This is a genomic window from Pseudarthrobacter sp. C4D7 (assembly GCF_013359725.1).
Taxonomy (GTDB): Bacteria; Actinomycetota; Actinomycetes; order Actinomycetales; family Micrococcaceae; genus Arthrobacter.
Genome location: NZ_JABFMW010000001.1, coordinates 202,932 through 215,443, shown reverse-complemented (window position 1 = coordinate 215,443; position 12,512 = coordinate 202,932). Strand labels below are relative to the sequence as shown.

At 67.2% G+C, this 12,512-nt stretch carries 13 protein-coding genes and 1 tRNA gene; 6 read left to right on the top strand and 8 right to left on the bottom strand.

Annotation, left to right across the window (positions count from 1 at the left end; all coding sequences use genetic code 11):
• Positions 1-68: 68 nt before the first annotated feature.
• Positions 69-141: transfer RNA gene (locus HNO81_RS01030), tRNA-Trp, on the bottom strand.
• Between the two features lie 277 nt (positions 142-418).
• Between HNO81_RS01030 and HNO81_RS01025 the strand changes: the two genes are divergently transcribed.
• Positions 419-1,636, top strand: coding sequence for a pyridoxal phosphate-dependent aminotransferase (locus HNO81_RS01025; RefSeq protein ID WP_175316303.1), 1,218 nt, complete (start codon positions 419-421; stop codon positions 1,634-1,636).
• A gap of 139 nt (positions 1,637-1,775) precedes the next feature.
• Here HNO81_RS01025 and HNO81_RS01020 read toward each other — a convergent pair whose 3' ends face one another.
• The gene (locus HNO81_RS01020) at positions 1,776-2,456 is read right to left on the bottom strand and encodes a response regulator transcription factor (protein ID WP_175316302.1); all 681 of its coding nucleotides are present in this window, start codon (positions 2,454-2,456) and stop codon (positions 1,776-1,778) included.
• A complete protein-coding gene (locus HNO81_RS01015) occupies positions 2,453-3,790 on the bottom strand; it encodes an ATP-binding protein (protein WP_175316301.1) in 1,338 nt (445 codons plus the stop codon). The genes HNO81_RS01020 and HNO81_RS01015 overlap by 4 nt, the downstream gene beginning before the upstream one ends.
• 125 nt (positions 3,791-3,915) lie before the next feature.
• On the opposite strand from HNO81_RS01015, the gene HNO81_RS01010 reads away from it, so the two are divergent.
• From HNO81_RS01010 to HNO81_RS00990, 5 genes are all read left to right on the top strand, one after another.
• The gene (locus tag HNO81_RS01010; RefSeq protein WP_175316300.1) at positions 3,916-5,415 is read left to right on the top strand and encodes a PspC domain-containing protein; all 1,500 of its coding nucleotides are present in this window, start codon (positions 3,916-3,918) and stop codon (positions 5,413-5,415) included.
• Between the two features lies 1 nt (position 5,416).
• Positions 5,417-5,674, top strand: a complete 258-nt coding sequence (locus HNO81_RS01005; protein WP_175316299.1) for a hypothetical protein — start codon at positions 5,417-5,419, stop codon at positions 5,672-5,674.
• A gap of 3 nt (positions 5,675-5,677) precedes the next feature.
• Complete coding sequence (locus HNO81_RS01000; RefSeq protein WP_175316298.1) at positions 5,678-5,935, top strand: PspC domain-containing protein; 258 nt, start codon at positions 5,678-5,680, stop codon at positions 5,933-5,935.
• 198 nt (positions 5,936-6,133) lie between these two features.
• Positions 6,134-7,159: a 6-phosphofructokinase gene (locus HNO81_RS00995; protein WP_175316297.1), complete on the top strand. Its 1,026-nt coding sequence runs from the start codon at positions 6,134-6,136 to the stop codon at positions 7,157-7,159.
• Between the two features lie 27 nt (positions 7,160-7,186).
• On the top strand, positions 7,187-7,903 hold the full coding sequence (locus HNO81_RS00990) for a GNAT family N-acetyltransferase (protein WP_175316296.1): 717 nt from the start codon (positions 7,187-7,189) through the stop codon (positions 7,901-7,903).
• On the opposite strand, the gene HNO81_RS00985 is transcribed toward HNO81_RS00990, so the two are convergent.
• From HNO81_RS00985 to HNO81_RS00965, 5 genes are read right to left on the bottom strand one after another with little or no spacing between them, the layout of a single operon-like run.
• The gene (locus tag HNO81_RS00985; protein WP_175316295.1) at positions 7,865-9,388 is read right to left on the bottom strand and encodes a DHA2 family efflux MFS transporter permease subunit; all 1,524 of its coding nucleotides are present in this window, start codon (positions 9,386-9,388) and stop codon (positions 7,865-7,867) included. The genes HNO81_RS00990 and HNO81_RS00985 overlap by 39 nt on opposite strands.
• Positions 9,389-9,440: 52 nt before the next feature.
• Entirely contained in the window at positions 9,441-9,863 is a 423-nt protein-coding gene (locus HNO81_RS00980; RefSeq protein WP_175316294.1) for an ankyrin repeat domain-containing protein, read from the bottom strand.
• Entirely contained in the window at positions 9,863-10,945 is a 1,083-nt protein-coding gene (locus HNO81_RS00975; RefSeq protein WP_175316293.1) for a folate-binding protein YgfZ, read from the bottom strand. The genes HNO81_RS00980 and HNO81_RS00975 overlap by 1 nt, the downstream gene beginning before the upstream one ends.
• Before the next feature lie 22 nt (positions 10,946-10,967).
• Positions 10,968-11,705, bottom strand: coding sequence for a flavodoxin family protein (locus tag HNO81_RS00970; protein WP_175316292.1), 738 nt, complete (start codon positions 11,703-11,705; stop codon positions 10,968-10,970).
• 43 nt (positions 11,706-11,748) lie between these two features.
• Complete coding sequence (locus HNO81_RS00965) at positions 11,749-12,357, bottom strand: FABP family protein (RefSeq protein WP_175316291.1); 609 nt, start codon at positions 12,355-12,357, stop codon at positions 11,749-11,751.
• Between the last annotated feature and the right edge of the window lie 155 nt (positions 12,358-12,512).

The window sequence follows — 12,512 nt, the reverse complement described above, 5'->3', positions numbered from 1 at the left end:
ATTACCCGGCCCTGATCAGAACCATGGTTGCTGCGCCTGCTCCGGGCTTTCGCCCGGAGCAGCTTGCGCAGGGCAGACAGGACTCGAACCTGCAACCTGCGGTTTTGGAGACCGCTGCGCTACCAATTGCGCCACTACCCTATGGAGTGAATCCCACTCTGTGATGACCAACCACCAGCTGGAGCTGGGGCGCACGCCATCATCTGTGTTTCAACACCGGTGAACCAGTCTACGCAAGAACTTCGCGTAGGTAAAACCAGCCCGTTCCGGCCCATCCAAAGTCCGGTTCGACACGTGCTGCACTGAGCAGTCATAAATCAGAACCGGCACCCCGGAGGGTCCGGTGAACAGCATAGAGTAGAACTCGTCGAATCCCACATTCCAGCCTCCGGGCTGCAAGCGAAGAACGGACCTGCCAATGTCTTCCGCCCGCGTTTCCCAACGCATTTCCGCAATTGCCGAATCCGCAACCCTGGCCGTCGACGCCAAGGCCAAGGCGCTGAAGGCAGCTGGCCGGCCGGTTATTGGTTTCGGTGCGGGCGAGCCGGATTTCCCCACCCCGGACTACATTGTCCAGGCGGCCATCGAGGCCGCGGGCCAGCCGAAGTACCACCGCTACTCCCCCGCCGGCGGGCTGCCCGAACTGAAGAAGGCCATCGCGGAGAAGACCCTGCGCGACTCCGGCTACACGGTGGACCCCTCGCAGGTACTGGTCACCAACGGCGGCAAGCAGGCCGTCTACAACACCTTTGCCACCCTGGTGGATCCGGGCGACGAAGTCCTTGTCCCCGCCCCGTTCTGGACCACCTACCCGGAGGCCATCCGGCTGGCGGGCGGGGTCCCCGTGGAAGTCTTCGCCGGGCCCGAACAGGATTACCTGGTGACTGTGGAGCAGCTCGAAGCAGCCCTGACGGACCGCACCAAGATCCTGCTGTTCGTCTCGCCGTCGAACCCCACCGGCGCCGTGTACTCCCCAGAGCAGGTTGCGGAGATCGGCAAGTGGGCAGCATCCAAGGGGCTGTGGGTGGTCACGGACGAAATCTACGAGCACCTGACCTATGACGGCGTCCCGTTCACCTCCATTGCCACCGTTGCACCTGAACTGGGCGACAAGGTGGTCATCCTCAACGGCGTGGCCAAGACCTACGCCATGACCGGCTGGCGGGTGGGCTGGATGATCGGCCCGGCGGATGTCATCAAGGCGGCCACCAACCTGCAGTCCCACGCCACGTCCAACGTGTCCAACATCATGCAGATCGCTGCCCTTGCCGCCGTATCCGGTCCCCTCACCGCTGTTGACGAGATGAAGGTCGCCTTCGACCGCCGCCGCAAGGCCATCGTCGCGGGGTTGAACGCCATTGAGGGCGTGGAATGCCCGACGCCGAAGGGCGCCTTCTACGTGTACGCGGACGTCCGTGCGCTGCTGGGCAAGGAGTTCCCCACCGCGTCCGGCACGGCCACGCCCCAGACCTCCGCAGAGCTGGCCTCGCTGATCCTCGACGAGGTTGAAGTGGCAGTGGTTCCGGGCGAAGCCTTCGGCCCCTCCGGTTTCCTCCGCCTCTCCTACGCCTTGGGCGACGAGGATCTCGCCACGGGCGTGCAGCGGCTGCAGGACTTTCTGGGCAAGGCCCAGTAAGACGCCCGCTCACTTTTCGCAGGGAAAAACCAAACGCCCGCTCACCTTCTTGGAGAAAGTGAGCGGGCGTTTGGATTTAAGCTGCCAAAGGTGATGGGGCGTTGGGGAAATGGCTGCCAAAAGTGAGCGGGGGTCGAGGTTAGAGGAGGCGGCGTTCAGCCGCCCACTTGGTGAGTTCGTGGCGGCTGGAAAGCTGGAGCTTCCGCAGCACCGCCGACACATGGGTTTCCACGGTCTTGATGCTGATGAAGAGCTCCTTGGCCACCTCCTTGTAGCTGTAGCCGCGGGCGATGAGCCGCATGACCTCCAGTTCGCGGGCTGAGAGCTTGTCCAGTTCATCGTCGGCGATGTCCGCGGGGGCGGTGCCGAACGCGTCCAGCACGAATCCGGCAAGCCGGGGCGAGAAGACAGCGTCGCCGCCGGCCACGCGGAACACGGCGTCGGTGATTTCCGCCCCGGAGATGGTCTTGGTGACATAGCCGCGCGCCCCGGCCCGGATGACGGCAACCACGTCCTCCGCCGCGTCCGAGACGCTGAGGGCCAGGAACCGGGTGCTGGATAGGAGCGCGGCGGAGCCGGCGATGACTTCCCGTCCCCCGCCGCCCAGGCCGCCGGGCAGGTGCACATCCAGGAGGACGACGTCGGGCCGCTGTTGGGCGATCACGGCGATGGCCTGCTCAACGGTGGCCGCTTCCCCCACCACCTGGATGCTGGCGTCAAGGTCTGCTTTCAGTCCGGACCGGAAGATGGCGTGGTCGTCCACGATGACCACCCGGGCCGAGTTGGCCGGCCGGGTACCTGGTCCCTGGGCTGTGTTCATGATTTTCCTTCCGCGTGGTCCGCTGCGGCCGGGACCCTGAGGCGGACCTCGGTGCCCTCGCCGGTGCTGAGGATGGTGGCCGATCCGCCGTGCCGCTTCATCCTGCCGATGATGGATTCCCGGACGCCGAGCCGGTCCGCTGGAACGTCCCCCAGCTCGAATCCCGGCCCCCTGTCCTTGATGAAGATCTCGGCCTGTCCATCCGAGGCTTCAAGGTAGACCGATACCGTCCCGCCGCCGTGGCGGGAGGCGTTGAGCATGGCTTCCCGGCTTGCCTGGACGAGGGCCTCGTGTGCCTCGTCCATGGCGGCGTCACCCACCGTGACCACCTCCACGGCGTGGCCCAGGAGATCCTCCACTTCGCCGGCAACGGCCTTGATCCGGTCCGAAAGCTGTCCGCTTTCGCGGCCCGGATCCTGGAACAGCCAGCCACGCAGCTCCCGTTCCTGGGCACGGGCCAGGCGCACGACGTCGTGCTCGTTGCCCGCCCGCCGCTGGATCAAGGCGAGGGTCTGCAACACGGAGTCATGGAGGTGGGCGGCGATCTCGGCACGTTCCGTCTCCCGGATCCGGCCGGCGCGCTCCGCTTCCAGGTCACGCCAGAACTTCAGGGCCCAGGGCAGCAGGACCAGCACCACGCCGCCCAGGACGGCCACGGACGCGAGCAGCGCAAGCCAGGTCTGCTCCCAGGAACCCGAACCGGAGACCATCACCAGCACCCCGGCCACCACCAGGGCCAGGCCGGCAGCAAGCCGCCCCCACCCTCCGGCCTGGTCCGCCTTGGTCTTGTCCACCAGCCCTGCGCGCCGGGTCTCATCCAGCTGCATCCACGCGATCGAGGCACCGCCCAGGACAGCGGCAGCCGGGATCAGGGTTCCGAGGGACACATCCACGCCCAGCAGCTGGGCAACCATGATGCCGGCCACGAGGAGGAGCCCGCAGCCCAGCAGGATTTCCTTGCCGTACCGCATGCCCTGCACCCGGAACCAGGGCGGGCCGGAAGGGCCGCCGCCACCGTCCGCGTCCGCACGCGCGGCACCTTCCGGGCTTCCGGCGTCGGGAGCCTGTGCCGGGGCAGGCTGGCTCACCGCTGGGGCAATGGGCGACGCCGGACGGCGGGCAGTGCGGCGGGCGGCCTCATCCGCCGTGGGCACCATGATCCAGAGCCACGCATAGAAGACCAGGCCCGCACCACCCGCGAAGGACGCAAGGACCATGCCCAGGCGGACGTTCTTTACCGGCCAGCCCATATGCACGGCCAGGCCGGAGCACACCCCCGCAATGACGCGGTCGCTGCTCCGTGCCAAGGGCGGCCGTACCGGAAGGGTTGTCATGGGTCCATCCAAACATGGATCAGGGTTGCCCGGACCGCAATCGGCCGGTTCCCGGGGACGGCTCAGGGGCGGTTCAGGGTTTCCCCCAGTAGAGCGAAGGAGCGCCTGGACGGGAGGATCGAGGTATGAACTCGCAGACCCCCTCCCCTGACGACGGTCACCCGGCCGAACCCCTTTCCGGCGGGCAGTCCGGCACCTCCGGCGAGCAGCCCACCGAGCCGCTTCCGTCCCCGGGCTCCACGCCTCCGGACCCTTCCCAGGCCCCTCCGGCGGGCGACTCCCCGCGGTACGCATTCCAGGGCGGCCCCGCCCCGGCTCCGTCCACCGACTTCTTCGGCTGGATCCGCAGCAACGGGATCCACCGAGGCACCGACCGCTGGATCGGCGGTGTCTGCAGCGGCATCGCCCAGCGGCTTGGCGTGGACCCGATCATCATCCGCGGCGTCTTCATTGTCCTCACCCTCCTGGCCGGCATCGGCGTGCTGGTGTACGGCCTGGCCTGGGCCTTCCTTCCGGAACCGGACGGCAGAATCCATGTCCAGGAGGCCGGGGCCGGCCGCTGGTCCAGCGGCATGACGGGCTCCCTCATCGCCACGGTCCTGGGCCTCACCGGCCTGGGCGGCGGCTTCTGGGGCTGGAACCACAACGGCCTGGGCGGCCTGCTGTGGACGCTCTTCTGGGTGGGCGGCGCCATCTACCTGATCTACTACCTTTCCCAGCGCAGCAAGGCCAACCCCACCATCGCCGGCCAAGGAACCGCGGCCCCGGGCGGCACCTACCCGATGGGAAGCCCCCATACCTCCCATGCGTCGACATTCGCCGCGGGCACCGCTCCCGGGACGGTTCCTGCAGCGGCACCCCCCTACGGCAGCAGCACTGCGGGGACAGCCGGCCCAGCGGGGCCTGGCGGCCCAGGCTCCGGCTTCGGGTCCGGGTCAGCCGCCCACGGACAGGGCGGCTACCCCTCCCCGTGGGTCCCGCCGAGGCCCCCAAAGCCACGCCCTTCCGGTCCCGGCGCTCCGGCAGTGGCCATCGCCACAGGCTCCGCCCTGCTGGTTGGGGGCGGACTCAAGGCCCTGGACGCGGCGAACATCATCACCCTGGGCAGCTCCGCGAACGCCATCGTATGGGGCAGCGCGGCGGCGGTCCTTGGCCTGGGCATCCTGGTGGCGGGCTTCCGCGGCAGGACGTCCGGGATCCTGAGCCTCTTCGCGGTGATCGCCCTGGTCACCGGTGGAATCTACAACACCATTGACGACGGACGGGTGCGCTTCCAGCAGGTGGACTGGAACCCGGCCAGCATCGAAGAGGCACGCGGCGGCATCGACATCACCGCCGGGCGGGGAACCGTGGACCTCACGGACCTCTCCCCCAACGCCCCCCTGACGTCCGACGTCGTGGTTCCCCTGGACATCACCGCAAGCAACGTCACGGTGGTGATCCCGCAGAACGTACCCGTCGACATCAAGGCGGACATGACCATGGGCAACCTGAACGAAGTCAGCGGCCAGCGCGGCGGCACCACCACCCGCGAAAGCAGCTACAACACGGACAAACCGGGCAACCACTTGGTGGTGCAGATCGATGGCACCTTCAGCAACGTCACCATCCAGGAAGGCAACTGACATGGACAACAGCAACACCCCGACGACGGCGGGCCAGGACACAGGCGGGCAGTCACCCGCACGGGTGGGCACCGTGGTCTGGGGACTCATCGTCCTGGCACTGGCCGCGCTGATCATCGTGGCCCAGCTGGGCATCGTGACCCTCAACGGCACCTACGTGCTGATCGGCCTCATGATCGGCGCAGGTGTGGCCCTGGTGGTAGGCGGCCTGCTCTCCGCCCGGAAACGTGACAACGAACCAACGACAGGGAAGTCTTGAACCATGGATAAGTTCTTCAGCATTGTCAGGGGCTTCGGCCTGAGGCGCGGCCCCGAGCGGTGGCTCGGCGGTGTCTGCGGCGGCATCGCGGCCAGGCTCAACGTGGACGTGGCCTACGTCCGCATCGCTTTCCTGCTTTTCGCACTGCTCCCCGGCCCAGCCTTCGTCTTCTACGTCCTGGCCTGGGTAATCCTGCCCGACCAGCAAAACAACATTCCGCTCCAGGCGTTCCTGGACCGCCGGTCGCTGAACCGGCCCTGACAGACCGGCCCTGACCGCCGGCCGAACGGCCCCGGCTCCCGTAGAGAATCCACGGGAGCCGGGGCCGTTCCATGTCCCTGCGTCCGGAATTCGCCATGTAACCGGTTTGTGTCGTACCCCACACACCCCACTACACTTCTAGGTGAGCTCAGCGTGGCGCTCTGCCTGTACACCTTCTCCCCAGGATTTGAGCCGAACATGAAAATTGGAATCCTTACCAGCGGTGGCGACTGCCCCGGACTGAACGCCGTGATCCGAGGCGCCGTGCTGAAAGGCATCGCCGTCCACGGCCAGGAGTTCGTCGGATTCCGTGATGGCTGGCGGGGCGTGGTGGAAGGGGACATCATCGATATTCCCCGCACCATGGTCCGCGGCATCGCCAAGCAGGGTGGCACCATCCTGGGCACCTCCCGCACCAACCCGTTCGAGAACGGCGGCGGCCCCGAGGCCATCAAAGCCCACATGGACCGGCTGGGCATCGACGCCATCATCGCCATCGGCGGCGAAGGCACCCTGGCCGCGGCCAAGCGGCTGACCGACGCCGGGCTGAAGATCGTGGGCGTCCCCAAGACCGTGGACAACGACCTCGACGCCACCGACTACACCTTCGGTTTCGACACCGCCGTGCAGATCGCCACCGAGGCCATCGACCGGCTCCGGACCACCGGCGAGTCCCACCACCGCTGCATGATCGCGGAGGTCATGGGCCGGCACGTGGGCTGGATCGCCCTGCACGCGGGCATGGCCGCCGGCGCGCACGCCATCCTGATCCCGGAACAGAAGGTCAGCATCGAACAGATCACAGAGTGGGTTAAGGAAGCCCAGGCCCGCGGCCGCGCGCCCCTGGTCGTGGTGGCTGAAGGCTTCGTGCCTGAACACATGGAAAGCCCGCACTCCGAGCGCGGCCTGGACACCTTCGGCCGCCCCCGCCTGGGCGGCATCGCGGACCAGCTGGCCCCCGAACTCGAGGCCCGCACCGGCATCGAAACCCGCGCCACCATCCTGGGGCACATCCAGCGCGGCGGCGTCCCGTCCGCCTTCGACCGAGTCCTTGCCACCCGGCTGGGCATGGCCGCCATCGACTCCGTGGTGGAAGGCTACTGGGGCACCATGGTGGCACTCAAGGGCACCGACATCCAGCATGTCGCCTTCGAGGAGGCGCTGGGCCAGCTCAAGACCGTCCCGCAAAACCGCTACGACGAAGCAGCGGTCCTGTTCGGCTAAGCCTCCGGGCCGCCCTAGGCTGGGAGCATGACACTCGACCCCGGCTCAGCGGCCATCATCCAGTTGGCGTGGGCACGCCGGCTGGGCCTCGACGACGACGCATTCGGTGACGCCCTGTCCACCGGGGAACGGATCGTCCGGGCCGACGAATCGGCCCGGACCGTCGACTTCGTGAGGCTGTTCGGAAGCTCCGTGCTGGTGGGACCGCAGGCCGTCATCGACGCCGCGGCCGCTATTCCGGACGAAGAAATGGCCCAGCACGTCACGCTCCTGAAACTCACCAGGGAGCAGGGCGGCCATGGGCTCGGGGCCGCGGCCCTGTTCTTCGCCGACGACCTGCCGCTCCAGCAGCCGTCCGAGGAACTGACGGTTTCGCACGGGAATCCGGAGGCGATCGAGCTGGAGGGCAGGTGCCCGCCCGACGACGTCAACGAGGTGGGCTTGTCCGGGCTCGAAAACCGCTACACGATCGTGCATGAGCTGGACGGCAGGCGCGTCCCCCTGGCCTGCGGGGCCTATGGGGAATGGGAGGGGCTGCTGGCCAACATGGGAGTGCTGGTGGATCCGGACTGGCGTCGCCGCGGCCTGGGGTCCCTGGCGGGGTCCATCGCCGCGCACGAGGCCCTCGCCGCCGGCCTCACGCTCCAGTGGCGTGCGGACGTCAGCAATACCGGCTGCCTGGCGCTGGCGCGGAAAATGGGTCTCTCAGCCGGCGGAATCCAGACCAGCGTCCACCTTCGCTGAGCCCTCGTCCTGCCGGCCATCCTGGCCGCCCCAGCCCTGGACGGGCTGCGGTTTGGCGAAGAACAGCGCAACGGCTGCGGCCACCAGGACCACCGCGGCGGGCAGGAGGATCGACTGTGCCATCGCCGTCGAAAATCCTCCGTGCAGGAACTCGGGAAGGGTGCCCCCGCCCATGCCCATGCCCTCCCCTGCCGGGCCGCCGGACGGGAGCTCGGCGGCGAGCCGGGACTGGATGAGGACAGCGATCGCGGCGCTGCCCAGCACCGCGCCGAACTGGCGTGTGGTGTTGTAGACGCCGGAGCCCGCACCGGCCTGGCGCGGCGGAAGGTTCCGGGTGGCGGTAGTGCTCAGGGGAGCCCAGATGCCCGCGTTGGCGAAGCCCAGGACGGCGCTGGGCAGCAGGAACAGCAGGATGGGCGTATCGGGCTGCATCAGCAGGCCATTCCATACCAGCGCCACAGCCATGAGCGTCAGGCCGCCGGCTGCCAGGTATTTCGGGTTGACCCGGTCAACGATTTTGCCCACGACCGGTGCCATGCCGCCCGAGATCAGCGCCATGGGCACCATCAGGAGGGCCGACTGGGTGGGAGTCAAGCCACGGACCAGCTGGTAGTAGAAGATCAGCGGCAGGCTGAAGGACGTCACGGTGAAGCCCACCATGGTGATGCCCAGGTTGGCGAGGGAAAAGTTCCGGTCGCGGAACAGGCCCAGCGGAAGCAGGGGCTCGCCCTTGTTGAACCGCTGCCATGCCACGAACGCGGCCAGGACGACGAGACCGGCGATGATCAGTCCCCACACGCTGATGGGCCCCGTGATGGTGCCCCAGTTGTAGGTCTCGCCTTCCTGGATGCCGAAGACCAGCAGGAAGAGCCCGACGGCGCTGAGCAGCACGCCCGGGATGTCGAACCGGTGCGGGTGGGTACTCAGGGCCGGGACATTGCGCAGGGCCAGGATGAAGCCGACGACGCCGATGGGAACGTTGATGAAGAAGATCCATTCCCAGCCAAGGCCGTCCACCAGGACTCCGCCGAGGATGGGGCCCACGAGGGTTGCCATGCCGGCGGTGGCACCCCAGATGGCCATGGCCGCACCGCGGCGGTCAGGCGGGAAGATCCGGGTGATGACGGCCATGGTCTGGGGCGTCATGACCGCCGCGCCGAGGCCCTGCAGCACGCGGGCCGCAATGAGGGTCTCCACGTTGCTGGCCAGGCCGCACCACAGGGAGGCGGCCGTGAAGACCACCAGGCCCAGCAGGTAGAGCCGCTTGGGCCCGAACCTGTCACCCAGCCGGCCTGTAATGAGAAGCGGCACGGCATACGCCAGCAGGTAGGCGCTGGTCACCCAGATCACCGAGTTGATATCGGCGTTGAGGCCCTCCATGATCCGCGGGTTGGCTACCGACACGATGGTGCTGTCGATCAGGATCATGAAGAACCCGATCACCAGGGACCACAACGCCGGCCAGGGCTTTTCTACGTTTTCCACTCGGTCATCCTTCAGGAGTTTTTATTGGTGCCGGGCGGAAACCCGGGTAAGGCTAGCCCAGGAGGTCCAGGATCTCCGTGCGCGCAAACATCTGTGCCGCAGCCCGTGCCGACGGCGAACCGGCGTCCGGATCCGCACCGGCACCCAGCAGGACCCCGGCCACATCCGTGTAGCCCTTGAACGCCGCCCCTGCGAGGGGCGTCTGGCCCCTGTCGTTGGCGGTGTTGGCGTCGGCACCGTGCTGCAGGAGCAGCTGCACGGTCCCGGCGTGGCCGTGGTAGGCGGCCAGCATGAGCAGGGAGTCACCGGCGGCGTTGGTCATGGTGGCGGGCGCGCCGGCGTCCAGGTAGGCACCCAGCAGCTCGTCACTTCCGTCCCGGGCAGCCTGGAAGAGCGTGTGTGCCAAAGCCAGGGCGTCGTCGTCGGGCCCTTCAACTGCCTCGGTTGGCGCGCCTGCAGGTGTGTTTCCAATCATCAGCGTGGCCCCCTCAGGAATCCGGTCTGGCGCCCCACTACCTGGCCGGCGTCCGGGGCGACGATGAGTTCCTGGGCGGCGGGGTACGGCTCGTCGCCGTCCAGGACCGTCAGTATGTCATCCGGGGCCACGGAACGCTTGATGACTGCCAATGCGACCGGGCCCATTTCGTAGTGCTGCGCCACGGACGTCACGGTGCCCACTTTCCGTTCCCCGGCCATGACGGGGCTGCCGGCGGCGGGCAGGGTGTGCTGGGAACCGTCCAGCTGCAGAAATACCAGCCGGCGCGGCGGGTGGCCGAGGTTGTGGACGCGGGCGATGGTTTCCTGTCCCTTGTAGCAGCCCTTGGCCAGATGCACGGCGGTGCGCAGCAGGTCCAGTTCGTGCGGGATCGTTTTGTCATCCGTCTCGGCCCCGATCCTGGGGCGCCACGCGGCAACCCGGAGAGCCTCGGCGGCGAGCACGCCGGCCAACGCGCGGCCGGCAACGGCGTCCTCCAGCCCGGCGGAGGGGATGAGGTACTCGAACCAGGGGCGTTCAAGCCCGGGATGGTTCTCCTCGGAGACGGTGGCGTAGGAGTATCCGCCGGCGGAGACGTGCGGCCAGGGGTCCTGCCAGGCGAGGTGGCCGGACCATTCGGGCACGGCCCGGGTGCTGCCCACAACCGCCCAGTCGGCGGAAACGTCGGCGATCTCCACCCGCAGCATGAACTTCATGCGGTTAAGGTAGTCGGCCAGCGGGGCGGCCTCTGCGGCCTCGACGATCAGCCAGGTGGCTTCACCGTCATCAACAACGCGGGCGTCAAAGTCGATGCGGCCCTGCACGCTGAGGAGCAGCAGTTCGCTGGACTCCCCCGGTTTCAGGGCAGCCACCTGCTGGGAGGACAAGGTATTGAGCCAGCTGAGCCGGTCCGGACCGGTGACGGTGACCACGCCGCGGTGGGAAAGGTCGACGACGGCGCTTCCGGCTGCGAGGGCACGCTGCTCGCGCAGCGGCTCGCCGTAGTGGGCGGCGACTCCTGCGTCAGGGCCGGTGGCTTCGACCGCGCCGGGGCGCGACAACAGAGGGCTGGGCGTAGTCATATGAAGTAGAAGTCCTTGGAGATCAGCGATATTCCGGATTTTCGAAATCGAACCTTGTGCCGGCAGCCCATTCGCCGGGAAGGTTCCCGTAGGCGGGATATCCGCCGGCGTCCTTCAGGGTCCGGGCAAGGTGCAGCAGGTTCCAGGTCATGAACGTCGTGTTCCGGTTGGTGAAGTCAGTTTCCGGACCACCGGAGCCTTCATCAAGGTAGCTCGGACCAGGCCCAACGGGCCCGATCCACCCGGCGTCGGCCTGGGGCGGAATGCTGAAGCCGATGTGCTGCAGGCTGTAGAGGACGTTCATGGCGCAGTGCTTGATGCCGTCCTCGTTTCCGGTGATCAGGCAGCCGCCGACCTTGGGATAGAACGCCCATTGGCCTTTGCTGTTGAGCTCGCCGGAGTGGGCGTAGAGGCGTTCGATCAGCTTCTTGGTCTGGGACGAATTGTCCCCCAGCCAGATGGGGCCGGCCACCACCACGATGTCGGCTTCCTGGACCGCGGGGTAAAGCTGCGGCCACTCGTCAGTGGCCCAGCCGTGCTGGGTCATGTCAGGGTAGACGCCGCTGGCAATGTCGTGGTCTACGGTACGGATCACACGGGTGCTGACGCCGTATTTTTCCATGATCCGGCGGCTGATGCGGATCAGCCCATCGGTGTTGGAGGTCTGGGGCGACTTCTTAAGCGTGCCGTTGAAGAAGACGGCCTTCAGGTCGCTGTAATCGGCCGGCGATGCTGCTGCTTCGCCATTGCTTCCGTCCAAGGTTCCGCTCCCCTCTTATGGGTCCGGAGGACCCCTTATCTGGTCATGAGACCTTGTGGAGGAACGCGGAAGCGTGTGCCTCCAGGCCCTTTCCTGCCTCGCCGCCGGTGGCCACGTCCCACCGCCACAACAGGTTGCCGTCCACCAAACCGAAAATACGGGTGGCGGCGCTGTAGTCCTTGGAGTGGCTGCCGCGCATCACCATGTCGGTGGTCAGCTGGACCTGGGGGCCCTTGATCTGGCCGTAGTACAGCTCCGAGATTCCGCCGGGGTGCGAGATGGACACCGAAATGTCGAAGCCACCGTCCTTGTTGCGCAGTGCTTCAACCTCGTCGGCACTTTTCAGCACCGGCACGATGTCCGCTGGGACCAGGCCGGGACCGCCGTCGGCGTCGAGTTGCTTGCGCTCCAGGGCCCAGAAGCCTGTCTCCACCGTCAACGGACGGAGGCGGGTGCCTTCGTCGTCGGTCAGCCAGCTCTCGGCCCGGTACTGCAGGTACGGCAGGCCGTTGTGGGTGAAGGAGACGTGCTGCAGGAAGTGTTCGGAATCCTCGTCGCCGCTGCCCAGCCGGCCCCGTCCTTCCCACTCACCGATGAGCCAGGAAAGGGGGACGAGTTCGGGGGTCAGGTCTGTAGGAATCTCAATGGGCATTGGTCTTACCTCCAGATACGGCCGGTCCTGGGAAAGGGGTGGCTACTTCTGACCCTTGAAGAGGCGGTAGACCACAAAACCGGCGAACCAGGCCATGGAGAGGCTCGCAACGCCGAGCAGGACAAGGAAGAAGATTTCAAAAGCAAGTACGGACA